Origin of the sequence: Clostridium sp. AM22-11AC (assembly GCF_003473545.1) — a bacterium.
Classification (GTDB): domain Bacteria; phylum Bacillota; class Clostridia; order Lachnospirales; family Lachnospiraceae; genus Enterocloster.
The window spans coordinates 393,012-416,548 of the sequence record NZ_QUCM01000001.1; the positions used below are offsets into that span (position 1 = coordinate 393,012).

Sequence of the window (23,537 nt, forward strand, 5' to 3'; positions counted from 1 at the left end):
CCTGCTTGCGCAGGCGGAACCTTACAACACAAGACACGCCACCAGAAAAGTGCATGTCAGGCCAATAAATACCGGCAGCATATTTTTCCTTGCCAGTTCCACCGGATCTACATTACAGATAGCTGCCACCGGTATCAGTCCCCATGGCACTACCGTTCCGCCACCGATAAAAATAGCACTGATCTGTCCCAGACATGCCAGGACCGGAATGGAAGCGCCTGTAGCTGTGCCAAAGGTCCTCGCCAGGGCACCTGTAAGAGGAAGCCCGGAAAAGCCGGAGCCATCCAGTCCTGTAAGACCACCGATCACCAGCTGCAATAAGGCTGTCATATACCTGTTTAAAGGAGCATGATGGGCCAGCCACAGCGCCCAGTCATTTAAAATTCCACGCTCATAGGAGTCTCCCAAAATATGGGTAATACCATTGCCTCCCAGGAAGAAAAAGGCACCGATCACAATGACCGGAGCAAAAATGCGGATGGCAAATAAAAATCCATCTGTTACGTATTCCGTCACCTTTTCAAGAGAACCGGCCTTAAACTCCATGACCGCGCCCACACACATAAGAATAACTGCAGTCCCCGCAACCAGGCTGGTGGCATCTCCGCCCTTTAATTTGAATAAGAACATAAACAGGATATCCATAAGAAAAGCAATGGGAGTAAGAACCGCCAGAGTCTTAGCAGTGGTGGAATATTGCTTCTTCCTATCCCCCTTTTCTTCCGGAGTCTCTTCTCCACTGTCTTCCTGCTTTTCAGGCAGATCCGTTATTTTCAGATTGTTCCTCTGATCTTCATTTTTTCTCTGTCCTGCCAATGTCATCCGGTTGAGCAAAAACGCACTGCATACACAGGTAATACCCATGATCCAGAACAGTGGCCGGCCCTTGCTTAAAATATCGGTTGTGGAAATATCTGCCGCTCCCGCGGAAATGGCCGGTGCCCCCTGGATCACTGCATCATAGCTGAGGGCAAAACCATGGCCGAACAAATTCATTGCCATGGCTGCTGCAAGCGGTGTTAATCCGGACTGCACAGCAATTGGAAGTACAATAGCACCTACCAGTGCCACTGCCGGAGATGGCCACAAAAACAGGGAAAATACAAACATGATGCCACCTAAGATCCACCAGGAAACAGCAGGAGTCCTCATAACTTTTGACACCGGCTTCATAAGAAGGGCATCGCTTCCCAATTCCCGTAAACATTTTGAAAATGCCGTTACCAGGGCAATGGTAGCGATCACCTCGCGAAATTCACTGATAGCATAGATAATAGAACTGAAAATGGTCTGTATTCCTCCTGCCAGACTGCATTTTCCAACAACGCCAATTCCAAAAAGAAAGGCAATGCAGACCAATGGCGTATCTTTTCGCAATATCATGGTAAATAAGATCACCAGCACCCCCACCAGGTAAAACCAGTGGACCGGTGTTAATGCAATATAAGCTTCAGGCATATAAAAGCTCCTGTATTTCATACTTATTACCATGGTATGCAGCTTACAAAAAAAGGACTCTGCGCCAGTGGGAAACATCCCACCGGACTGCAAAATCCTTTGATCTTAGACTCGCAAACCCGCGCTGTCGCGCTCTATTGCCTGCTGACGCAGGCTGTTTGCTATTTTCTCACATAGACCATTCCATCCATGATCCTTCTTGCAGTTCTCTGTACTGCAACACCAGGAAGAACTAATTCTCCATTCTCCTCTTTCAGGTCCGGGTACATGGTCATAACACCGCTTGGATGGCCGATGCGCACATTGGTCTTTCCTTCTTCCGGCTTTCCAAGCTCTTCATACAGCAGACTTCCTTTTAAGAAAGCTGCTACGGAAATTGAGCTGGCTGAAGTCAGAGGGCATGCCTTGTGGCACTTAAATACAGAGATCACACGGGCGCAAACGTCCATATCCTCTGCATTTACCTGCTGTCCTGCAATATCCACATAGCTCTGTGGCTTTGTGAAAAATCCTACTTTTGGCACTGCAGGGCTGTTAGAAGTTGCATCTTCTAAATCCTTTGCAAAGCCCATTTTGCAGCAGGCTGCACCGCGGATCTTCTCCAATATTTCACTGGCTGCCTTGTTGCTGTTTACCTCTTCCGGCAGTTCACGGCCTGTAAGACCGATATCCTCTGCACGAACCAGGACCATTGGGTTAGACACATCCAGAATGGTCGCCTCGATCGGTCCAAATCCCGGAATATCCAGCACGTCCTTTGGATTTCCTGTTGGAAGCAGCTTTCCTGTCTTTGCACCGGCCGGATTTAAGAAATTGACCTTCAATTCAGCTGCTGTTCCGTCTACACCTGCAATAGCACAGTCACCCTCCTGGGCAAATGTCTTGGTTTCAGGATCGATCGGAACGGTTACATTGATATATTTATCTGTGTTACGGTTTAGCATACGAACAGTGGTGATCGGCTCTACAATATCTACCATACCTTCTTCTACTGCATAAGGTCCTACTGCTGCTGTCATATTTCCACAGTTGGACTTATAATCCACCTGACTCTTACCTACAATGACCTGGCCTACCAGATATTCTACATCTACACCTGGTTCTTCACTTTTCCATACAATAACGATCTTATTGTTGGAAGACACAGTACCGCCAAGACCGTCGATCTGCTTTGGATCCGGGTCGCCCATGCACTGTAAAAAAATGTTATCCCATTCTTTTCTGTCCTCCGGAAGGTCTTCTTTATGGAACATACAGCCTTTGCTGGTGCCCCCACGCATAAATACAGTTTTAAATTTTCTCATGTTTCCTGCCTCTATTTCAGCTTTTCAATGGTCTCAATAATATAATCGGTATATTCTTTTGCACTTGCATCCTCTGTAAAAGTAGTCAGTACCACTTTCTTCTCTGTGGTACATACATCCAGTGCCTTTTCCAGAAGAACCTTCTTGTCTGCATAGCCAATATGAGCTAACATCATGCCAGCTGCACGGATCAGGGAGCTTGGATCTGCGTACTCGCCTCTGCCGTGGCTCATCAGATATGGAGCAGTTCCATGGATCGCCTCGAACATGGCATATTTATTACCGATATTGGAAGAAGAAGCAGTTCCCAGACCGCCCTGATGCTCTGCTGCAATATCTGTTACAATATCGCCGTACAGGTTTGGAAGTACTACTACTTCAATACCCTTGTTAAACTCAGGATCCAGCATTTTAGCGCACATAGCATCTACTAAACGCTCCTGGATCTCGATCTCCGGATATTCCTCGCCTACCTTGCGCACTGCCTTGATAAAGTTTCCATCAGCCAGCTTTACAATATTTGCCTTTGTTACAATGGTTACGTTCTTCTTACCATTTTTTCTTGCAAACTCAAAAGCAGCTCTTGCAATACGTTCACTTCCCTGCTTGGTCTGTACCTTAAAGTCTACTGCCAGATCTTCATCTACCTGGATACCCTTATTTCCCCAGATATATTCACCTTCAATATTCTCTCTGAAGAAAGTCCAGTCAATGCCCTTGTCCGGGATACGGATCGGACGGACAGCAGCAAACAGCTCCAGGCCGCGACGCAGCAGGCTGTTAGCAGATACCAGGTTTGGCCATGGCTCACCGGCTCTTGGAGTTACCATCGGTCCTTTGATGATAACATCACATTTTTTGATCTCTTCAAATACATCATCTGGCAGACTCTGAAGCTTTGCAGCTCTGTTCTCAATGGTCATGCCTTCAATATGGCGCAGTTCTACTTTGCCGGACGCGATCTCATCCGGAATCAGTGCCTTGATCACGCGGACTGCCTGCTCCATAATGATCGGACCAATACCGTCTCCTGGAAGGATGCCTACAACGATCTTATCCAGCTTTGAAAAATCTTTTACTTCCGTACCCTGTTTCATACGTTCGATCCGTTCAAACTCAGACTGGATCAGTTCCCCAAATTTTTCCTGTGCCTGTGAAATAGCGCTCATTTTTCCTTCTCCTTTTCTTTCTTTGAAATGATCTTAAATTGATTTTAAATGGTTGTATGTGTATGTTACTTTTTTCACTTTCTTATTTTTATATTAATACAAAAACAGTAATAGGTAAAATACATTACATACCAGTTTTTATATAGGTAAAATGCAACACTATTTTTCAGAATTTTCTTTATATTTCCTTATTCCAGACACTCTTTTAATGTACGCAAAAATTCCCTGGAAGCCCTTGAAAGTTTCTCATCAGCAGGATAAGCAGCCACCAGCTTCCAGGACGCTCCCAGTTCTTTATCCAGCGGATAACAGCTTAATCCCTCTGTCCCCGAATACAGCGTCATATAAGACTTTGGCAGAAAAGTAGCTCCCATTCCCCCTGCCGCCAGACGTTTGGCTGTTTCCATGCTCTTTGTAGTGCAGCAGATATCCGGCCGGATCCCGGCTTTTCTTAAGATCTCATCTGCCACCTGGCGCAGTTTCTGTCTGCTTGCCACCATAACAAAGGGGATCTTTTTCAGTTGCCTTATATCTTCTGCCTTTAACGACTTTTCCTCTGACAGCGATACCTGTGACTGAAAAATTTCCGGCACTGCAAGATAAAAAGGATCCTCAGAAAATTCATCATAGCATACTTCATCCAATGCTTTCTGAAAATGCATAATGCAGAAGTCCACTTTATGAGACAGCATCATTTTTTCCAGTTCCTGGGAATTATTTTCACGGATAAATACCTTTACCCCCGGATAGCGCCTGCGAAACACAGGAACCACTACAGGCAGGATACAGGCCCCCAGGTTCATAGGGATGCCGATGGTTACTGTTCCTTTTTTCAGTTCCCGGTATTCTCCCAGTTCTTCCCGCATTTCCTTCCAGAGTTTCCATACTTCCTCTAACTGTTCTAAAAGCTCTGCGCCCGCTTTTGTCTCCTCTGCCCCCCTCCGGTCTCTCTGAAAGATCTTAAATCCCACTTCCTCTTCCGCTTCTTTTAAGACCTGGCTTAAGGAAGGCTGGGCAATAAAAAGAGTTTCCGCTGCCCCGGTAATACTCTTATTTTCCCGGATACATAAAAGATAGCGGATCTCATTTTCCGACCAGATCCGTTTTTCCTTTATTTCCTGCAGGCTTTTTAAGATCCTCTCCCCATAAGAAAGCACGGTTTCTCCCTCGGAAGTAGGGACCATTCCTTCCCGTATCCTGCGAAACAGCTGACAGCCCAGTTCATTTTCCACACTTTTAAGTCCCCTGGTAAGGGCAGAAGGCGTCCTGTCCACACAGGCCGCTGCCCCCCGGATTGTACCAGTCCGTGCGATCTCCCTGATGAAAATAAGCTGCTGTTGGTTCATAAGGCCCTCCTTCTGGTTTATTTGCTCTTAAACTCTTTCTTAAACCTCATTTTACCATATATCCGTCTGACTTCCCAGACCTGTAAAAGAATGTGCCTCGGTGTATACCAGGGAGTTCCAACGGAATTTCCTAGTATACACAAAACAGGCGCATCTTCCTGTTACGGAAAAATACGCCTGTTTTTATATATCACTTACCTATTTTATACGATTTCATTCACTTGCCATGCTATGTATACTGTTTTACTCAGCTACTGCCTTAAATGCCTCATCCAGATCTTCGATGATATCGTCAATGTTCTCAGTACCGATAGAAAGACGGATGGTGTTCGGGTAGATGCCCTGCTCTTTCAGCTCTTCTTCTGTCAGCTGTGCATGAGTAGTAGAAGCTGGATGGATAACCAGAGACTTAACATCTGCTACGTTTGCAAGTAAGGAGAACAGTTCCAGGTTGTCGATGAAGTCCTTTGCCTTCTGTGCATCGCCCTTGATCTCAAAGGTGAAGATAGAACCGCCGCCATTTGGGAAGTACTTCTTGTACAGTTTCTGCTGCTCTGGATCAGTTGATACAGATGGGTGATGAACCTTTTCTACCTGTGGATGGTTATTTAAGTACTGAACGACCTTCAGTGCATTTTCTACATGACGCTCTACACGAAGGGACAGTGTTTCCAGTCCCTGCAGGAAGAAGAACGCATGGAATGGGGATAAAGTTGCTCCGGTATCACGAAGTAAGATAGCGCGGATCTTAGTAACAAATGCTGCCGGTCCTACTGCCTTTACAAAGCTTACTCCATGGTAGCTTGGGTTTGGCTCAACTAAGGACGGGAACTTGCCGCTTGCTTCCCAGTCAAACTTACCGCTGTCTACGATCACACCGCCAATGGTGGTTCCATGTCCGCCAATGAACTTAGTTGCGGAATGTACAACGATGTCAGCACCGTATTCAATTGGGCGAACCAGATATGGGGTTGCGAATGTATTATCAACTACTAACGGGATCTTATGTGCATGTGCGATCTGTGCCAGTCTTTCAATATCAACTACATCAGAGTTAGGATTTCCCAGAGTCTCTACGTGGATCGCCTTGGTGTTTTCCTGGATGGCTGCCTCAACCTGCTCGTAGTTAAATGGATCTACGAAAGTGGTCTTGATGCCGTACTCTGGAAGAGTGTGGGCAAACAGGTTGTAAGTTCCGCCGTAAATATTCTCAGCTGCTACAATGTGGTCACCTGCATGTGCCAGGTTCTGGAAAGTATATGCGATAGCTGCTGCACCGGAAGCTACTGCTAAAGCTGCAACGCCACCCTCTAAGGCTGCAATTCTCTTTTCAAATACATCTTCTGTTGGGTTGGTCAGACGTCCGTAAATATTTCCGGCATCGGTCAGTCCAAATCTTGCTGCTGCATGATCGCAGTTGCGGAATACATAGGAAGAGGTCTGGTAGATCGGTACGGCTCTTGCATCGGTTACCGGGTCTGGCTGCTCCTGTCCTACATGAAGCTGTAATGTCTCAAATTTAAAGTTTCTTTCATCGTAAGATTTCTTTCCCATGTTATTGTCCTCCTGGATTAAAAATATATCAGTCATTTACCTACTGTTTTTGTTTGTTTTTGTTTATGGACAAATAATAACACTACTTTTTCCATCTGTCTAATACACAAAAAAAAGAGCTCGTTATAGTTTTTACCTATAGCGGGCATCTTCATTCTTATATTTCCGTATCTCATCCAGATATTTCTGGCCCAAAGGACTGATGGCTACTCCCTTGCGGCACAGATACCCAATAGTCATCACTTCGTCAGACTCCAATGGCACTGCACAGTAATCACCGCCATTTAATTCCTCGCAGATAATACCGGAGCAAAGAGTATAGCCATTTAAGCCTTTCATCAGGTTTAACATGGTTGCACGGTCATTGGCACGGATCAGCTGCTTATATTCATAAGTAGAAAGGACTTCTTCTGCAAAATAGAAGGAATTATTGTTTCCCTGCTCAAACGCCAGACATGGATAGGGCTGCAGATCATCCATAGTAACAGACTCTCTGGATGCCAGTGGATTTCCCTTCCACATATAGGCATAGATCCCGCAATCCAGAAGCCTGTGAAATTCCAGCCCGAACTCTGTAAACAGCTTTGTCAGCACCTTGCTGTTAAAATCATTAAGATATAAAATGCCGATCTCACTTTTAAAGTTCTTCACATCTTCGATCACTTCGTAGGTCTTGGTCTCATGAACTGCAAATTCATACTTGTCCATTCCAAACTGGCGCACCATTTCCACAAAGGCCTGGACAGCAAAGGAATAATGCTGCATGGACACACTGAACTTCTTGCGCACATTTTCTTTTTCAATGTACTTGGACTCGATCAGGCGGTACTGTTCCACCACCTGTCTGGCATAGCCTAAAAATTCCTCTCCTTCCGGCGTCACAGTAATACCACGGTTGGTACGCTTAAAAAGCTCCACGCCAATCTCATTTTCCAGCTCTTTAATAGACGCGGAAAGACTTGGCTGTGTGATAAACAGGCTGCGGGCCGCTTCGTTCATGGATTTGGTATCTGCCACTGCAATGGCATATTTCATCTGCATTAAGGTCATTTGTGAAAAACTCCTTTATCATTCGGGATTTAACATTCATACTGCGCCACTTGTTTTTCTTTTGGACAAATTATAGGCTAATCAGGTAACGTTGTCAACGCTCCTGAAATTCTCATTTATGATACCGGATTGCTACGTGCTTTTGACACTTGTATCATTCACATTTCGTTCATAAATCATTCAAAAAAGTGTTACACAATGAACACGATTTCTTCATCTTTTCTTTTTATACTTTAGTCATAGATGAGAGACAGAGAAAACAAACAAAAACCTCATCTCCTGAAAATTTTTAATACCTAACTAAGCTTACAAGATTTTTTTCATAATACTCGAGCTGGTAAATTTTATCAGCTCTCCTCCCTTTTAATAATACTTTTTTCCGGAAAAGGCACCTCAAAACGAGGTGCTTTTTCTAGTCTGCTCTTCCTAAATATACCGATCCGGATATTCAACTTCCCCTGTTAAAAATAAAAGAGCCGTCAGATTAAAAAATGCCATCAGTCCATTCCACAGATCCGACAGCATCCATACTGCTTCCAGCCTGATACAGCCTCCTGCAAATACTGCTCCTAAAAATAAGACCGGATAGATTCTGGAAAAAAGAGACAGATCTTCTATTGCCTGCTGTCCCAGGTAATACCATGCGATCACAGTGGCAAAAGCAAATACCACCATGGAAATACTGATAAACCATTCTCCTATGACTCCCAGTTTTGCAGAAAAACAGGCAGCAGCCAGGGCCGCTCCTGTAAGAGAAAGTGTTTCCGTATCTCCCTGTGTGGTACACAAGATGACCAGTGCTGTAAGGCTGCACAAAACTACCGTATCAAAAAACACCTCAAACATAGCCCACATTCCCTGTTCTTCCGGGGATGTATGTTCTGCCGGTCCATGAAGGACTGCCAAAGTGCCAAGCCCTGCCTCATTGGAAAAAACGCCTCTGGATATACCATAACGGATACTTTTACTGATGCCAAAGCCCGCTATGCCGCCTGAAACCTGCCGGATCCCAAAAGCAGACTGAAAGATCCTTAAAAATGCATCTGGTATACGGTCTGCGCATAATAAAAGTACCAGCAGGGAAAATAAAATATAGATCCCGGAAGCCAGAGGCAACAGGTATTCTGCTGCTTTGCCGATCCGTTTTATCCCACCTAAGATAACGGCTCCCGTAAGCAGCGCCAGAATACCGCTTCCTAACACCGACGGGATCCCCCAGGTAAATTCCAGTGTCTCTGCTGCTGAATTTGCCTGTACCATACTTCCCATTCCAAGGGCACACAGAAAGCAGAAAAAGCTGTAACATGCTGCCATAAAAGGGATACCCAGCCCTTTTTTCATATAGACAAAGGGGCCGCAGATCCATTTTCCCCTGTTGTTCTTAAAACGGTACCGGACTCCCAGATAGGTTTCCCCATAAGCAGTGGCCATACCGATCAGTGCGGAGATCCACATCCAGAACACGGCTCCCGGACCACCGGATACAAGAGCGGCTGCCACACCTGCAATATTACCGGTCCCCACCGTTGCTGCAAGGGCGGTACAGACCGACTGGAACTGTGTAATTCCATGGTGGGCCCCGGCAGCACCTGTACTTTCATCGCCCTCACGTTCCTCTCCCCATAAGCTTCCGGCAGTTGCCTTCCACCAATATCGAAATCCCCGGATCTGAAAGAAACGGCAGCGCACCGATAACACCAGTCCCACAACCAGAAACACCCCCACCGTCCACGGCCCCCATATGATCCCATGCACCATTTCCAGAACTTTCATATGCGCCTTATTTATGCCTCACTGCAACCTTCTTATGAGGTTTTTATGCACTGTTTTTCCCTTCTATGCCTGCTTTATCCACAAAAATATGGTATAATGTAAAGAGCGCAGGAACCTGCGTGGCCCCACAACGCCATCAACACCCGAAAGGAGGCCCCACAACCATGCCCGGCTTCACCACCCACTACATTCTCGGTATGAAGGCATACAATGACATGCCTCAGAACAACTTAAAATTCATCATTGCAAAATACCGCTGGCTCTACCAGCTTGGTCTTCAGGGACCGGATATGTTTTTTTATAATCTGCCTGTTTTGCGCCACAGGGATCACCGCAACGTAGGCTCCTATATGCATGAACACCATGTAAATGACTTTTTCCGCTGTGCATTCACCCGTCTTTCAAAAATTGAGTCCCGGCAGCAGCGTGAGGAAGGCCTTGCTTTCTTATGCGGTTTCATCAGCCATTATATTGGCGACTCTATCTGCCACCCTTATGTATATGGCCGCATCCACTATGACGCGGAGCATCCAACAGCCGCCTGTCACGGTTTACATGCCAAGCTGGAAAATGACATTGATGCCCTGTTATTGATGAAATACAAAAAGAAAAAGCCGTCCCAGTTCAACCAGGCGGCTACCATCTGTTTAAATGGCATGGAAACACAGTTTATCTCCCGTTTCCTCTCCTCCTGCTTAAATGACGCCTTCTATCCTTTAAGCAGCAAAAATCATTATCAGGTATCCCCGGGAATGATCCACCGTTCTATCCTTGCCCTGCGTCTGGGCTGCCGGACACTTTCCGACCCAAACAGCCAGAAAAAGAACTGGATCGAATACGTAGAGTCCCTGTTTTTAAGAAATCCTTTAGCTTCCAGTAAAATGGTAACCGATGTGGTAGAAGACCCTGTATGGAGCCTGAACCTGCGCCATGAGACCTGGTGCAATCCCTGGGACAAGAGCATTGCTTCCCAGACCTCTTTCCCGGATCTGTTCCGCCAGTGCCTTGCAAAACATGCCACCATCTACTATATGATCAACACTTTGATGGAAGAAAATAATATTCGCCCAGCATCCTTTGACCGGATACTGGACGAACTTGGAAATTATTCTTATCACAGCGGGCTTCCCTGCAACGACGAGGAAGACTGACGCATCATAATTCTTATAGCATTACCGCTGTCCATAATAAGCGCCCGGGCCATGCTTGCGCAGATAATGTTTATCCTGCAGGCACTTAGGCGCTTCTTTTACGTCTGGATTTAAACGCTCACAGCGGGCTGCCATTTTAGCAACTTCTTCCAGTACTACTGCATTGTGTACTGCCTCTGCCGCATCTTTTCCCCAGGTAAAAGGACCATGATTTTTACACAGAACACAGGGAACTGCCACCGGATCCAGTTTTCTTTCTTCAAACAGATCCGCGATCAGAACTCCTGTATTTCTTTCATAATCCTTTAATTCTTCCTCTGTCAGGTTTCTGGCACAGGGAACTGCCCCGTAAATATAATCTGCATGGGTGGTTCCGTAACACGGGATGTCTCTTCCGGCCTGTGCCCAGGAAGTAGCCCATGGACTGTGGGTATGTACGATACCACCGATCATCGGAAAACGGTTGTACAGTACCAGATGGGTCTTTGTATCAGAAGACGGATTTAATTTTCCCTCTACCTGATTTCCCTCCAGGTCCATAACCACCATATCTTCCGGTTTCATTTTATCGTAATCTACCCCTGAAGGCTTGATCACAAACAGTCCCTTTTCCCTGTCAATAGCAGAAACATTTCCCCAGGTAAAAGTGACCAGACCATACTTTGGAAGCTGCATATTGGCTTCATATACTTTCTGTTTTAATTCTTCCAGCATTTATTTCCATCCTTCCACTGCGCCCTTTTCAGCTGCCAGTCCTTTGATATAATCCTTTATAAAGCTGTCAAAGCCCTTTACATCCTCTGCATCCGGCTCCATTACTTCTTCTTTGGCATCCGCAAATACATACTGGTTCAGATAATCAGAAAGGCTTTCCCCTTCTTTCTTATCTTTTCTGTAAGCTGCTAAAAGAGCAATGCCCCAGGCGCCGCCCTCTCCTGCTGTCTCCATAACAGCAACAGGTACATCTGCTGCAGCAGCCATAATGCGCTGTCCAACACCTTTTGTCTTAAAGAAACCGCCGTGTCCCATTAATTTGTCCAGAGACACATTCTCTTCTTTAAACATAATGTCCATGCCATATTTAAGGGTTGCAAGGGAACTGTATAAATGAGTCCTCATAAAGTTAGCCAGTGTCAGTTTGCTGTCCGGTTTTCTCATAAACAGAGGACGTCCTTCTTCAAAACCTGTGATCGGCTCTCCGGAAAGATAACCATAAGACATAAGGCCGCCGCAGTCAGCATCCCCTTCCAGGGCTTTTCTGTAAAGATTACCAAATAAAGTATTTTTATCCACTTTCTGGCCCATCATCTCATAAAACTGCTCAAACAGTCCTACCCAGGCATTCAGATCCGAAGTACAGTTGTTGCAGTGGACCATTCCTACCAGATGACCGTCAGGTGTAGTTACAAGGTCGATCTCCTCATGGACCTTCTTTAAGTTCTCTTCCAGGACTACCATGGCAAATACGGAAGTACCGGCAGATACATTTCCTGTACGGACAGCTACACTGTTTGTAGCAGTCATACCAGTTCCTGCGTCTCCCTCTGGCGGACAAAGTGGGATACCTGCCTGAATCATTCCGCTTTCATCTAAAAGGGCTGCTCCTTCTTCTGTAAGACTTCCCGCATCTTCTCCTGCAGTAAGGACCTGAGGCAGGATACCGGATAATTTCCAGGAATATCCTTCCGGCTCCATCAGTGTTTCAAACTTGCGGACCATTTCTTTCTCATACTGGCCATCTGCCGGATCGATTGGGAACATTCCTGAGGCATCTCCTACGCCTAAAACCTTCTTTCCTGTCAGCTTCCAGTGGATATATCCAGCCAGAGTGGTGAAGAAATCCAGCTTTGACAGATGTTCTTCTTTGTTTAACACTGCCTGGTATAAATGGGCAATGCTCCATCTTTGCGGAATATTATAATCAAACAGTTCGGTCAGTTTCTTTGCAGCTTCCCCTGTAATGGTATTTCTCCAGGTTCTAAATGGCACCAGCAGTTCTCCTGCTTCATCAAATGCCATATATCCGTGCATCATGGCACTGATACCCATAGAGCCGATCCGTGTAAGTCCCACTCCATACTGCTTTTTTACATCTGCTGCCAGATCCTGATAGCAGGAACGCAGGCCTTTCCAGATATCCTCCAGGGAATAGGTCCAGATCCCGTTTTCCAGGCGGTTTTCCCACTCGTAACTTCCCTGTGCAACAGGGGCGGTGGTACTGTCAACCAGTACCGCCTTGATCCTGGTAGAACCAAACTCGATCCCCAGAGATGTTCCCCCGTTTGTTATGTCATTTCTTATTTCTTCTACACTGCGACCCATAGCTCCTTCTTTCTTCCTGATCAGTGGAACTTGTAATAAGCCTCATTCCAGCGCAGTTCATTGCGCAGCTGACGGATATTTGTATCTTTGTCAATATAAACGGTTTCAATTCCCATTGCATTGGCCCAGTCTCCCATCTGCTCTGCAGTCAGGTCATAGGAAAAAGCAGTATGGTGCGCGCCGCCTGCATAGATCCATGCTGCAGCCCCTGTTTCAAGAGATGGCTCCGGAGTCCAGAATGCAGTTGCTACCGGAAGTTTCGGCATTGGTTTTTCTGCCTTCTTTACTTCCACATCATTGATGATCAGACGGAAGCGGTCTCCCAGGTCAATAAGGGAAGTTGCAATACCATGTCCTTCCTTTGCAGTAAATACCAGACGGGCCGGATCTTCCCTGTTGCCCATGGAAAGCGGGCACTCTTTAATGGAGATCTTTCCATCTGCGATGGTCGGGCAAACCTCTAACATATGAGCCTGAAGGATACCTTCTCTTCCTTTTACCAGATTGTATGTATAATCTTCAAAGAAGCTGGTTCCCTTTGCATCCTTTGTTCCTGCTGCCATGATCTTCATCAGACGTACCATTGCCGCTGTCTTCCAGTCACCTTCTGCGCCAAATCCATAGCCTTTTTCCATCAGTCGCTGGATCGCAAGTCCCGGAAGCTGCTTTAAGCCGCCCAGATCACCAAAATGGGTTACGATCGCCTGATAATTGTTGGCATCTAAGAACCGTTCAAAGCCCAGCTCGATCTGTGCCTGTACAGCTACATGACGGCGGAATTCCTTTTCATCCCTGCCTTCTAAGAGGATGTCATATTTATCATAATATTCTTCTACCAGGGCATCTGTATCTGCCTGTGAAACAGCGTCTACCGCTTCTACGATCTCATTTACAGGATAAGCATCTACTTCCCAGCCAAATTTGATCTGTGCCTCTACCTTATCACCGTCTGTAACTGCTACGTTGCGCATATTATCGGCAACACGCATTACACGGATATGGGAAGACTCCATTACTCCGATGGCTGTACGCATCCAGGAAGCCAGCTGATCCTGTACTTTTTCATCTGCCCAGTGGCCTACGATCACTTTTCTTTCAATCCCCATACGGGTCACAATATGTCCATATTCTCTTCCGCCGTGGGCAGACTGGTTTTCATTCATGAAATCCATATCAATGGACTCATAAGGGATCTCCTGGTTAAACTGGGTATGCAGATGGCATAAAGGCTTGTGATATTCCTGTAATCCCAGGATCCAGCTTTTAGCCGGTGAAAAAGTATGCATCCAGGTGATAACGCCTGCGCACTCCGGATCCTGATTTGCTTCGTTAAATGTCTTCCGGATCACTTCATTGGTGATCAGAGTCGGCTTCCATACAAGCTCAAATGGAAGTCTTCCGCTCTTATTCAACTCTTCTACTATGATCTGTGAATGTTTCGCTACATGAGCCAGACACTCATCTCCGTAAAGATCCTGTGAACCGGTGCAAAACCAAAATTTATATTTTTTCTCCGTCATCAGCATAGCAAACTTCTCCTTATTTTTCTACATTTTTCTATTTTTTCTACTTCTTTTTCTTCATCATGGCAAGAACAGACTGGAGTACAATGAAGAAGCATAACAGAGCTGCAATGGTAATACGTGTCCACCAGGAAGATAAGGTTCCCTGGAAGGTGATAAAGGCTTCGATGGTTGCCTTGATCAGTACACCAAATAAGGTTCCAAATACATTTCCCACACCACCGGTAAGAAGGGTTCCACCGATAACGGAAGAAGCAATGGCATCCATTTCAAAGCCCTTTGCCTGCTCTACGAAACCGCCCAGTGTGTTTAAGCAGAATAAAATACTTCCAACGCCGCAGAGGAAACCGTCTAATACATAGGCTTTTAATTTGACCCTGCGTACATTTAAGCCCATCATCAGGGCTGACTGCTCATTTCCGCCTACTGCATAAATGCTGCGTCCAAACTTGGTATATTTTAACATGATAAATGCCAGTACCAGAAATACCAGGGCGATCACAACGGTAGGATACATATAAGGATAGACCATAACGCCCTTTTTGTTCAGGTAGCCGCCAAATGGCAGATACAGCTTCATTTTTGCCCATGCCATAAAGGTCTCATTGGTAATACTGATCATATCTTTGGAAATGATGGCAGTCATACCTCTGGCAAAGAACATACCTGCCAGTGTTACGATAAATGGCTGGATGTCCATGTAGGCAACTAAAAATCCCTGGACCAGGCCAAATACAATGCCTGTCACCAGAACAATGATCACTGCAGGAACTGCACCAATACCGCCTTTTTCCATCATCCAGGCAAGCATCATACAGCCCATAGCCACGAAAGAACCAACGCTGATATCAATACCGCCGGTGATCATAACAACAGTCATGCCGATACCGATAACGATCAGTCCTGCATTGGATATAAACAGGTTTAAGAAGTTCTGTGTCTTGGAAAAGCCCTGTGCGTTAAACAGCACACAGCCGATCCCGTACATAATAAAGAACAGCAAAATGGTAACAAGCAGCAGGAAACTGTTCTGTTTTAATTTCATTTTACCTTTCATGTCATGCTGCCTCCTTTCCTGCTTTTATCTCTTTCTTCTGTAACAGAGATTTTCTCCATCTTGCAAAACCTGGAGACTGGAGAGCTACAATGATAACAACTACGATAGCCTTATAAACAGGCACCTGGTCAGAAGAAACATGCATTGCATACAGGGTAGTTGTAAGTGCCTGGATGGTAAATGCACCGATCACGGAACCTGCCAGTGAAAATTTTCCGCCGCCTAAGGAGTTTCCGCCAATGGCAACTGCCAGAATGGCATCCAGTTCCATGTTAAGACCAATGTTGTTGGCATCTGCAGAATAAATACGGCTGGAAGCGATCAGGCCTGCAAGGCCGGAACACAGGCCGCAGTACGCATATGTAAGGAAAATGATAAGAACGGATTTAATACCTACTAACTGGGATGCTCTCTTGTTGATACCTACAGACTGGATGTACATGCCCAGGGCTGTTTTCTTTAAAAGCAGCGAAGTAAGGGCAACTACCAGCACTGCCACGATAAACGGGGTAGGAACCGGAAATCCCGGGAAAGAAGCGCCCAGTACACGGTAACTGTCTACACGCACATAGGTGATCTGTCCGTCTGTGATCAGCTGTGCAATACCTCTGCCTGCTGTAAACATGATCAGAGTTGCCACCATAGGCTGGATATTTAACTTTGATACTAAAAATCCGTTAAAACAGCCAATGGCTGCGCCTACTACCAAAGCTGCTATAAAGCCAAGGATCAGTGGATTTGCATAAGCAGTAGCTGCTCTCTCTCCACCTGTAAGGATGTTACAGCATACAGCTGCACTTACTGCCATAATAGCGCCTACGGAAATATCCGTTCCTGCTGAGGAAGATACTACCAGGGTCATTCCTACTGCCAGGATCACAAGTTCGGAGGCACGGTTGATGATATCGATCATATATCCATAGAGAACGCCATCACGGATCTCAATGGAAAAGAAGTTCGGTGTTGTGATGATATTTACCAGCAATACCAGTGCCAGGCAGAAAATAGGGAGAAATAATCTCTGGGATGTTATGTTTTTTAATGTTTTATTTTTCATGACTACTGCCCTCCTGCAATGGTTGACATAATGGAAGACTGGTTCATTTCATTTCCGGAAAGTTCTCCTACCTTTGCACCGTCACGCATAACCACCATGCGGTCACAGGTACGGAGCATCTCTTCGATCTCTGAGGAAATAAATACCACTGCCATTCCCTGGGAAGCCAGTTTTACTACCAGCTTCTGGATCTCTGTTTTGGTTCCTACGTCAATGCCTCTTGTAGGCTCGTCCAGAATAAGAAAATCCGGATTGGTCAAAAGCCAGCGGCCAATGATCACCTTCTGCTGATTTCCACCGGATAATGATTTGATCGGTGTTTCACGGCTGGCTGTTTTGATCTGCAGCATTTCAATATATTTATCTGTAAATTCTTCCTGCTGCTTTCTGCTTAATAAGTGGAACATGCCACGTTTTGCCTGAAGTGCCATGATCATATTTTCTCTTACAGACAGGTCTGCAATGATACCTTCATTTTTACGGTCTTCCGGAAGATAGGCCATTCCTGCATGCATGGAAGTAATTGGGTGTTTGGCTGTTATTCCATTTCCCTTTACCTGAAGGGTTCCTTCATCCGGACGTTCTGCCCCGTAGAGAACACGGACTGTTTCAGATCGTCCGGAACCTAACAGGCCTGTAAAGCCAACAACCTCGCCTTTGTGGATCACCAGGTCAAATGGCTTGATATAGCCTTTCTTTCCCAGTCCCACTGCCTTGATAACGATATCTTCCTCTGTATGTTCCTCTTCGTCCTTTGCTTCCTTGATGGCAGCCAGATCATCAAAATCTTTACCCATCATCTTTGCAACCAGCTGGACTCTTGGAAGTTCTGCTGTGGTAAATTCTCCTACCAGCTGTCCGTTACGCAGTACTGTGATCTTATCGCAGACTGCATATACCTGCTCCAGGAAATGGGTAACAAAGATAATGCCCACTCCCTCTCCTTTTAAACGAAGCATCAGCTTAAACAGCTTTTCTACTTCCCCGTCATCCAGAGAAGAAGTAGGCTCATCCAGGATCAGAACCTTTGCAGACATGTCCACTGCACGGGCAATGGCGATCATCTGCTGGATGGCGATGGAATAATTGTCAATAGTCTGTGTAACATCTGCATGTATGTCAAGATCCTGCAATAATTTTGCAGCTCTTTTATTCATAGTTTTCCAGTCGATCAGCCCTGCTTTTCTGGGCTCTCTTCCAATAAAAAGATTTTCTGCCACTGTAAGGTTGGGGCAGAGGTTTACTTCCTGATACACGGTACTGATACCGCGGCTCTGGGCTTCCTGCGGACTGCGGTTGATGATTGTATGGTCACAGCCATCGATCATGATCTCTCCTGTTTCAAACTCCTCCACACCGGTGAGAACCTTGATCAGAGTGGATTTTCCAGCTCCGTTCTCACCCATAAGTGCATGTATTTCCCCTTTTTTTAATGTAAAATCCACATTCTGCAGAGCTTTTACACCTGGGAATGTCTTATATATATGCCGCATTTCAAGGACAGAATCCTTTTCCATAAAAGCCATGCCTCCTTTTTTCTAAAAAAAGACACGGGAGGGGACTTTTGTCTCCCGCCCCGTGCCTGATCTGCTATGTATTACTGGTAACAGATTGCTGGTTATTAGTATGCTCTGGTCTTTAAGATCTCTTCCAGATCCATGGAGGTATCAAAGTAAGCTTCATCTACATACTGGATCTTTTCAACTTCTTCGCCCTTTTCCAGTTTCTGGATGATCTCAGCTACACGTGGTCCATGAAGTGGGTTGCACTCGAAGGTTGCGTTTAAGTCACCTGCGATCATAGACTCAAATGCTGCCTTTACAGAGTCAAAACTTACTACGATAATGTCACCCTCTGGTCCACAGGTCTTTCCTGCTGCCTTGATCGCGTCGATAGCACCGAATGCTTCGTTATCATTCTCACAGATAACTACGTCAATATCATCGTAGCTCTTTAAGAAGGACTCCATAACTTCCTGTCCTTTAGCCTGTGTAAATTCACCGGACTGCTTGTCTAACATATTCCAGTTGGAATGTTCTTTTAACTTGTTCTCCATACCTTCTGTACGGCCAACCTGTGCAGATGCACCGATGGTTCCCTGAATGGTTACCATATTGATCTCTTCGTCTGCTCTGCCCTGTTTCTCTAAGTAATCTGCCAGCCAGTCACCACAGGTCTCGCCTTCTTTTACGAAGTTTCCGCCTACCCATGCTTCATAAAGGCTGTCATCTGAAAGCTGCATCTGACGGTCAGAAAGAATAACCGGTATTCCAGCTTCTTTTGCTTCTTCCAGAACAGTTTCCCATCCGGTCTCAACTACAGGAGCAACTACGATATAATCAACATCCTGCTGGATAAAGGAACGGATCGCTTTGATCTGGTTTTCCTGTTTCTGCTGTGCGTCATCAAAGATCAGCTTATAGCCGTTTTCTTCTGTAAATGTGGACTTAAAAGATTCTGTATTCGCAGTTCTCCAGTCAGACTCAGCGCCTACCTGTGCGTATCCGACTGTGATCAGATCTCCGTCAGCTGCTGCTTCCTTCTTTTCCCCTTCAGAAGAAGCTTCTGCTGCTGTGGTCTCCTCTGCCTTTGTCTCAGCTGGCGCTGCAGTTGTTTTTGACTCTGCAGGATTGCTGGTGCATGCGGTTGCTGACATTGCTACAGCTGCTGCTAATGCTACGGATAAAAATCTTTTTTTCATATGATGGTTCCTCCTTTTTAATAACATCACATTTGTTTTTGCAGTTTTATTATACAAAATGCTCCGTATATTTTATACAGAGCATCTTTTCAAAAAAGTGTGTTTTTTATAGGTTTTCCACAAATTTTTGTGTTTTCTTTGGAAAAAGTTATGTTTTTTTATTGAGGAAGATCTTAAAGCAGGTCCCGATCCCTTTTTCAGACTCAACCAGTATCTCTGCCTGATCCCCATAATACATCCTAAGGCGCTGTGCCACATTATTAAGACCAAAGCCGCCTTTTTTCAGATCTGCCTGTTCCCCTTCAAAGGTTCCGGAAAGCTTTTTACGTACTTTTTCAAGAGTTTCCGGATCCATGCCGCTTCCATTATCCTCCACTTCAAAGATCAGGTTATCCCGGTCCTCATAGCCTCTTATGATAATACAGCCTCCGCCCCGCTTATTTTTGATCCCGTGGTACAGAGCGTTTTCAACTAAAGGCTGCAGCAGCATTTTTAAAACAATATGATCCTTTATTCCCGGTTCGATCTGAATGGAATAGTCTAAAATATCCTCATAGCGGATCTTCTGGATCTTTAAATAACTGCGTATATGAGACTCTTCTTCCTCCACTGTAATAAAATCTTTTCCTCCCGACAGCACGGTGCGGAAGAAATCACTGAGGTCTGTGGTCATTTCCACTACCTGACGGTTATTTCCCCCTTCTGCCATCCACACAATGGAGTCTAAAGTATTATAAAGAAAATGGGGACTGATCTGCTCCTGGTGGAGCCGCAGCTCTGCCTCCCGCAGATTTTTCTGCTCCTGGGTATTTTTCTCTAACAGCCGCCGGATCCGCTCACTCATATGATTAAAAGTACGGGCCAGTACATTGATCTCCTCTAAACTGCCAAGATCCGCCTTTGCATCCAGATCTCCCTTTCCCAGACGTTCTGCCGTCTGCTGCAGCCGTCCCAAAGGCCCTGTAATGGAATTTGTGATGGCCAGTGCAAGGAAAGTGCCTGCTGTCAGCACACAGGCCAGCAAAACCATATATTCCTGGATCCGTTTGGTCACCTGCTGTTCCAGTTCTTTTTGCAGCTGCTCCATATTGATCATCTCATAGTAGGTATACTGGGTAATATAATCCTGGATCATGGAACACAGCCCCTGGATATCATTTTCCCAGATATTTACATTTTCATCGTATCTTCCTGTAACAGAGGCATTGTCGATCATCCGGTTGACTGCCTTTTCCAGAGAGTCTAAACAGGATAAAATACCTTTTATCTTAATATCACCGTCTGATCCCGGTACCCGCTCAATGGACTTTCCAAAGGCATGACGGGCAGATGCAATCATGTTCAGGGGATTTTTCACCACTGTAGCATACTTGCTCTTCCCCTCTAAAATATCCCCGTTTTCAAATTTATCTACATCGATCAGACCGATCATGACCCGGTACATGGAATATTCCATATCGGATTTAAACTTGATATTGTATTCATTGGCCACTTTCAGGTTTGCCATGATCTCATTATAGGACCGGGAATAATTTTCAAACATACGCTGATAGCCGGCTACCATAAATGTAAGAGGGATCACGATCACAAACAGTAAAAAGAGCAGACGCATTTTCAGTGACAGGTAAAACTTCTTTTTCTTTTCCATGTCTCTATGCCCCTTTTATCCTTTTTGTCCTGCCCTGTAGTCTTTTGGTGACTGCCCCATCACTTTCTTGAAAGTAGCGCTGAAATAATGGGGATCACTGTAGCCTACCTGCTCCCCGATCTCTGCTGTGCGGCTGTTGGTGCAGCGCAGAAGTTCACAGGCTTTGTCAATGCGTACTTTCGTAAGATATTCCACAAAAGTCGTCCCAGTTTCCTGCTTGAAAATAGAGCTGAAATAGCTGGGACTGACTCCTATATGGGCCGCGATCCTGTTTAATGACAGTTCTCCGTTGGAGAAGTTCTTTTCTATGTACTCTTTGGCACTTTGGATCACACTTCCATAACGGTCATTTGAGACACTGTTCCTTGCCTCGATGGCTGCCTGAAACTGCTCTTTCAGATACATCTTGGTCGTATCCACGCTGACGATCACTTTTGGGATCCGCTTAATATCCGTAACTTCCGGTGAAATTGTTACATTTCCCTCTCCCAGTCCTTTTAAGAATTCCTGGATACAGTAGAAAATATCCATGGTAAGATACTGGCGCAGCAGCAATGACTGATAATTGTTCTCACCGATCGCAGCAAAATATTCTTCCACAAAAGGATCACATTCTTCCATTGCTCCTAACTTCAAAAAATCCAGGATCAGCTTCCGGTCTACCCCTGTATAATTGGTATTGTCCAGAAATTCCGTGTATTTTTCATAGCTGGCAAAATAGCGTTCCAGAAGCCTGGATTTTTCCTGCTCTTCCCTGATCTCATCTGCTACATGTTTTAAGGTATCCAGTAAACTTACAGAAGTTACCGGTTTTAATAAGTAGTCACTGATCCCGATCTTAATGGCTTCTTTGGCATATTCAAATTCATTATAACCACTGAGAATGATGATCCTGGTTTTAGGCAGACTTTTTTTCACCAGGCGGCTTAATTCCAGTCCGTCCATAAACGGCATCTTTATATCTGTGATCAGAATATCCGGTTTTGTATTTAAGATCAACGGATAGGCATATTCTCCGTCTCCTGCTTCCCCAACAAATTCAAATCCATGACTCTCCCAGGCAATATTGTCACGGATCCCCCGACGGATGATGGACTCATCTTCCACCAGAAACACCTTTACCATCTTAGCTTCCCCCTTAAGTTGTCTATCAGCTGTTTCCTATGTATGTACATGTATCATGTACCTGCGTATGGTCCGATTATCCCACATTTATGACAGCGGGTCAATGAAATGTCATATCAAAAAAAGATCAAAAATTCCCATTTTCTGGAATTTTCGATCTTTTTTGCGTTTTTGTCTAATTATAACGTTTCAATTTTACGGTTACTTTTTCTGTTTCCGAATTATTCGATCACCTGATCGCCATCCTTGGTGACATAATACTCTTTTACACCAAGACGGGTCATCCAGTTTCTGGTCTCCTGTGTCTTCCAGGAACCGCTTCCTGCTCCGCCGCCGTTATCATTATCCCATAACCACTGAGGAGTCGGCCATAAGCATACAGATGGTCTTAATGCCTTGTATACTTCGTAGTCTACACCATTCTGTCCGTGATGGGACATCTGGACCATCTTGCATTTTAAAGCTCCAAGATTTACATCTTGCATCAGATGTTCACCGCCGGTGCGTCCCAGGTCTCCTAAGAACACTACATTGGTACCGTTTAAAGATACCATATAAGCAACACTGCTGTTATTTACAAAGTCATTGTTTTCTTTGTAAGCCTGGTTTAAAACCTGGATCTTTGCAGGTCCTGCGTTGATCACCTGTCCTGCTACGATATCACCGTGAAGAACGGATGGAGAAATTTTTGCAAATGCGCCTTTTACATATGCCACCATAGAAGCAACATTTGCGTCCTTTTCTGCGTACCAGCTGTCTTCTAAGAAGGAGTAATAGATACCGTCAATGGTGATCTCTCCTGCATGCTTATAAAGAATATCTGCCAGGGCACCTACGTGATCAGAGTCAGGATGTGTGATCAGCCATGCCTGAACATGTCCGCCTTTTGCCTTGATCTGATTTAATACATAGTCGGTATTGTCTGTCCAGCCTCCGTCTACTACGATCAGGCCGCCTTCTCCTGTTTCAATGATCGCTGCCAGCTGCTGGGCTGCTGTATCATGATTTGCCAGAAGTGTCAGCCTTCCTTTTCCAAAATAAGAGGAAGAGTCTGTAACAGGAGTGGATACTTCTCCAAATCCGGCAACCTCTGCCTTAGTAGTTACCGTCTGTGTATTGGTATTATTCTGATTGCCTGTATTCTTATTTTCATCCTGTACAACGATCCTGTCTGGGGAATTAATAACCTGCGCATTCATAGCATAAGACTGCATGGTTCCCTGTCCCAGCATCAGTGTAACTGCTGCCAGCAGACATGCCCCGCAGCGTTTCCAGTATCTGTCGATCCGTCTCATTTTC

At 45.3% G+C, this 23,537-nt stretch carries 18 protein-coding genes; 1 reads left to right on the forward strand and 17 read right to left on the reverse strand.

Annotated features, from left to right (window positions below):
- Positions 1-21: 21 nt before the first annotated feature.
- The 7 genes from DW251_RS01875 to DW251_RS01905 form a co-directional block, all read right to left on the reverse strand.
- Positions 22-1,458: a citrate transporter gene (locus DW251_RS01875; protein ID WP_118300046.1), complete on the reverse strand. Its 1,437-nt coding sequence runs from the start codon at positions 1,456-1,458 to the stop codon at positions 22-24.
- Between the two features lie 161 nt (positions 1,459-1,619).
- Positions 1,620-2,762 (reverse strand): PrpF domain-containing protein, encoded by a 1,143-nt coding sequence (locus DW251_RS01880; protein ID WP_118300047.1) that lies wholly within the window; start codon positions 2,760-2,762, stop codon positions 1,620-1,622.
- 11 nt (positions 2,763-2,773) lie between these two features.
- Positions 2,774-3,931, reverse strand: coding sequence for an isocitrate/isopropylmalate family dehydrogenase (locus DW251_RS01885; RefSeq protein ID WP_118300048.1), 1,158 nt, complete (start codon positions 3,929-3,931; stop codon positions 2,774-2,776).
- A 188-nt stretch (positions 3,932-4,119) separates the two neighbouring features.
- Positions 4,120-5,277, reverse strand: a complete 1,158-nt coding sequence (locus tag DW251_RS01890; RefSeq protein ID WP_118300049.1) for a LysR substrate-binding domain-containing protein — start codon at positions 5,275-5,277, stop codon at positions 4,120-4,122.
- A 243-nt stretch (positions 5,278-5,520) separates the two neighbouring features.
- A complete protein-coding gene (locus DW251_RS01895) occupies positions 5,521-6,831 on the reverse strand; it encodes an O-acetylhomoserine aminocarboxypropyltransferase/cysteine synthase family protein (protein WP_021868950.1) in 1,311 nt (436 codons plus the stop codon).
- A 132-nt stretch (positions 6,832-6,963) separates the two neighbouring features.
- On the reverse strand, positions 6,964-7,881 hold the full coding sequence (locus DW251_RS01900) for a LysR family transcriptional regulator (RefSeq protein ID WP_021868949.1): 918 nt from the start codon (positions 7,879-7,881) through the stop codon (positions 6,964-6,966).
- A gap of 426 nt (positions 7,882-8,307) precedes the next feature.
- Positions 8,308-9,654 (reverse strand): amino acid carrier protein, encoded by a 1,347-nt coding sequence (locus DW251_RS01905; RefSeq protein WP_118300050.1) that lies wholly within the window; start codon positions 9,652-9,654, stop codon positions 8,308-8,310.
- A gap of 164 nt (positions 9,655-9,818) precedes the next feature.
- On the opposite strand from DW251_RS01905, the gene DW251_RS01910 reads away from it, so the two are divergent.
- Complete coding sequence (locus DW251_RS01910) at positions 9,819-10,805, forward strand: zinc dependent phospholipase C family protein (RefSeq protein ID WP_118300051.1); 987 nt, start codon at positions 9,819-9,821, stop codon at positions 10,803-10,805.
- 21 nt (positions 10,806-10,826) lie between these two features.
- Here DW251_RS01910 and DW251_RS01915 read toward each other — a convergent pair whose 3' ends face one another.
- The 10 genes from DW251_RS01915 to DW251_RS01960 form a co-directional block, all read right to left on the reverse strand.
- Entirely contained in the window at positions 10,827-11,519 is a 693-nt protein-coding gene (locus tag DW251_RS01915; protein WP_021868946.1) for an L-ribulose-5-phosphate 4-epimerase, read from the reverse strand.
- Complete coding sequence (locus DW251_RS01920) at positions 11,520-13,127, reverse strand: FGGY-family carbohydrate kinase (RefSeq protein ID WP_118300052.1); 1,608 nt, start codon at positions 13,125-13,127, stop codon at positions 11,520-11,522.
- 20 nt (positions 13,128-13,147) lie between these two features.
- Positions 13,148-14,647: an L-arabinose isomerase gene (araA, locus tag DW251_RS01925; protein ID WP_347474607.1), complete on the reverse strand. Its 1,500-nt coding sequence runs from the start codon at positions 14,645-14,647 to the stop codon at positions 13,148-13,150.
- A 46-nt stretch (positions 14,648-14,693) separates the two neighbouring features.
- Positions 14,694-15,707 (reverse strand): hypothetical protein, encoded by a 1,014-nt coding sequence (locus DW251_RS01930; protein WP_021868943.1) that lies wholly within the window; start codon positions 15,705-15,707, stop codon positions 14,694-14,696.
- Position 15,708: 1 nt separating this feature from the next.
- Positions 15,709-16,764, reverse strand: a complete 1,056-nt coding sequence (locus tag DW251_RS01935; RefSeq protein ID WP_118300053.1) for an ABC transporter permease — start codon at positions 16,762-16,764, stop codon at positions 15,709-15,711.
- Positions 16,765-16,766: 2 nt separating this feature from the next.
- Positions 16,767-18,281 (reverse strand): sugar ABC transporter ATP-binding protein, encoded by a 1,515-nt coding sequence (locus DW251_RS01940; protein WP_021868941.1) that lies wholly within the window; start codon positions 18,279-18,281, stop codon positions 16,767-16,769.
- 104 nt (positions 18,282-18,385) lie between these two features.
- Entirely contained in the window at positions 18,386-19,465 is a 1,080-nt protein-coding gene (locus DW251_RS01945) for an ABC transporter substrate-binding protein (protein WP_021868940.1), read from the reverse strand.
- A 148-nt stretch (positions 19,466-19,613) separates the two neighbouring features.
- Complete coding sequence (locus DW251_RS01950; RefSeq protein ID WP_021868939.1) at positions 19,614-21,113, reverse strand: sensor histidine kinase; 1,500 nt, start codon at positions 21,111-21,113, stop codon at positions 19,614-19,616.
- Between the two features lie 15 nt (positions 21,114-21,128).
- Positions 21,129-22,238, reverse strand: coding sequence for a response regulator (locus DW251_RS01955; RefSeq protein ID WP_021868938.1), 1,110 nt, complete (start codon positions 22,236-22,238; stop codon positions 21,129-21,131).
- 221 nt (positions 22,239-22,459) lie between these two features.
- The gene (locus tag DW251_RS01960; RefSeq protein ID WP_118300054.1) at positions 22,460-23,533 is read right to left on the reverse strand and encodes an MBL fold metallo-hydrolase; all 1,074 of its coding nucleotides are present in this window, start codon (positions 23,531-23,533) and stop codon (positions 22,460-22,462) included.
- Positions 23,534-23,537 lie beyond the last annotated feature (4 nt).

Coding starts and splice junctions, on each gene's coding strand:
- DW251_RS01875 (WP_118300046.1), bottom strand. CDS start 1,458: ATGCCTGAAGCTTATATTGCATTAACACCGGTCCACTGGTTTTACCTG.
- DW251_RS01880 (WP_118300047.1), bottom strand. CDS start 2,762: ATGAGAAAATTTAAAACTGTATTTATGCGTGGGGGCACCAGCAAAGGC.
- DW251_RS01885 (WP_118300048.1), bottom strand. CDS start 3,931: ATGAGCGCTATTTCACAGGCACAGGAAAAATTTGGGGAACTGATCCAG.
- DW251_RS01890 (WP_118300049.1), bottom strand. CDS start 5,277: ATGAACCAACAGCAGCTTATTTTCATCAGGGAGATCGCACGGACTGGT.
- DW251_RS01895 (WP_021868950.1), bottom strand. CDS start 6,831: ATGGGAAAGAAATCTTACGATGAAAGAAACTTTAAATTTGAGACATTA.
- DW251_RS01900 (WP_021868949.1), bottom strand. CDS start 7,881: ATGACCTTAATGCAGATGAAATATGCCATTGCAGTGGCAGATACCAAA.
- DW251_RS01905 (WP_118300050.1), bottom strand. CDS start 9,654: ATGAAAGTTCTGGAAATGGTGCATGGGATCATATGGGGGCCGTGGACG.
- DW251_RS01910 (WP_118300051.1), top strand. CDS start 9,819: ATGCCCGGCTTCACCACCCACTACATTCTCGGTATGAAGGCATACAAT.
- DW251_RS01915 (WP_021868946.1), bottom strand. CDS start 11,519: ATGCTGGAAGAATTAAAACAGAAAGTATATGAAGCCAATATGCAGCTT.
- DW251_RS01920 (WP_118300052.1), bottom strand. CDS start 13,127: ATGGGTCGCAGTGTAGAAGAAATAAGAAATGACATAACAAACGGGGGA.
- araA (WP_347474607.1), bottom strand. CDS start 14,647: ATGACGGAGAAAAAATATAAATTTTGGTTTTGCACCGGTTCACAGGAT.
- DW251_RS01930 (WP_021868943.1), bottom strand. CDS start 15,707: ATGAAAGGTAAAATGAAATTAAAACAGAACAGTTTCCTGCTGCTTGTT.
- DW251_RS01935 (WP_118300053.1), bottom strand. CDS start 16,764: ATGAAAAATAAAACATTAAAAAACATAACATCCCAGAGATTATTTCTC.
- DW251_RS01940 (WP_021868941.1), bottom strand. CDS start 18,281: ATGGAAAAGGATTCTGTCCTTGAAATGCGGCATATATATAAGACATTC.
- DW251_RS01945 (WP_021868940.1), bottom strand. CDS start 19,465: ATGAAAAAAAGATTTTTATCCGTAGCATTAGCAGCAGCTGTAGCAATG.
- DW251_RS01950 (WP_021868939.1), bottom strand. CDS start 21,113: ATGGAAAAGAAAAAGAAGTTTTACCTGTCACTGAAAATGCGTCTGCTC.
- DW251_RS01955 (WP_021868938.1), bottom strand. CDS start 22,238: ATGGTAAAGGTGTTTCTGGTGGAAGATGAGTCCATCATCCGTCGGGGG.
- DW251_RS01960 (WP_118300054.1), bottom strand. CDS start 23,533: ATGAGACGGATCGACAGATACTGGAAACGCTGCGGGGCATGTCTGCTG.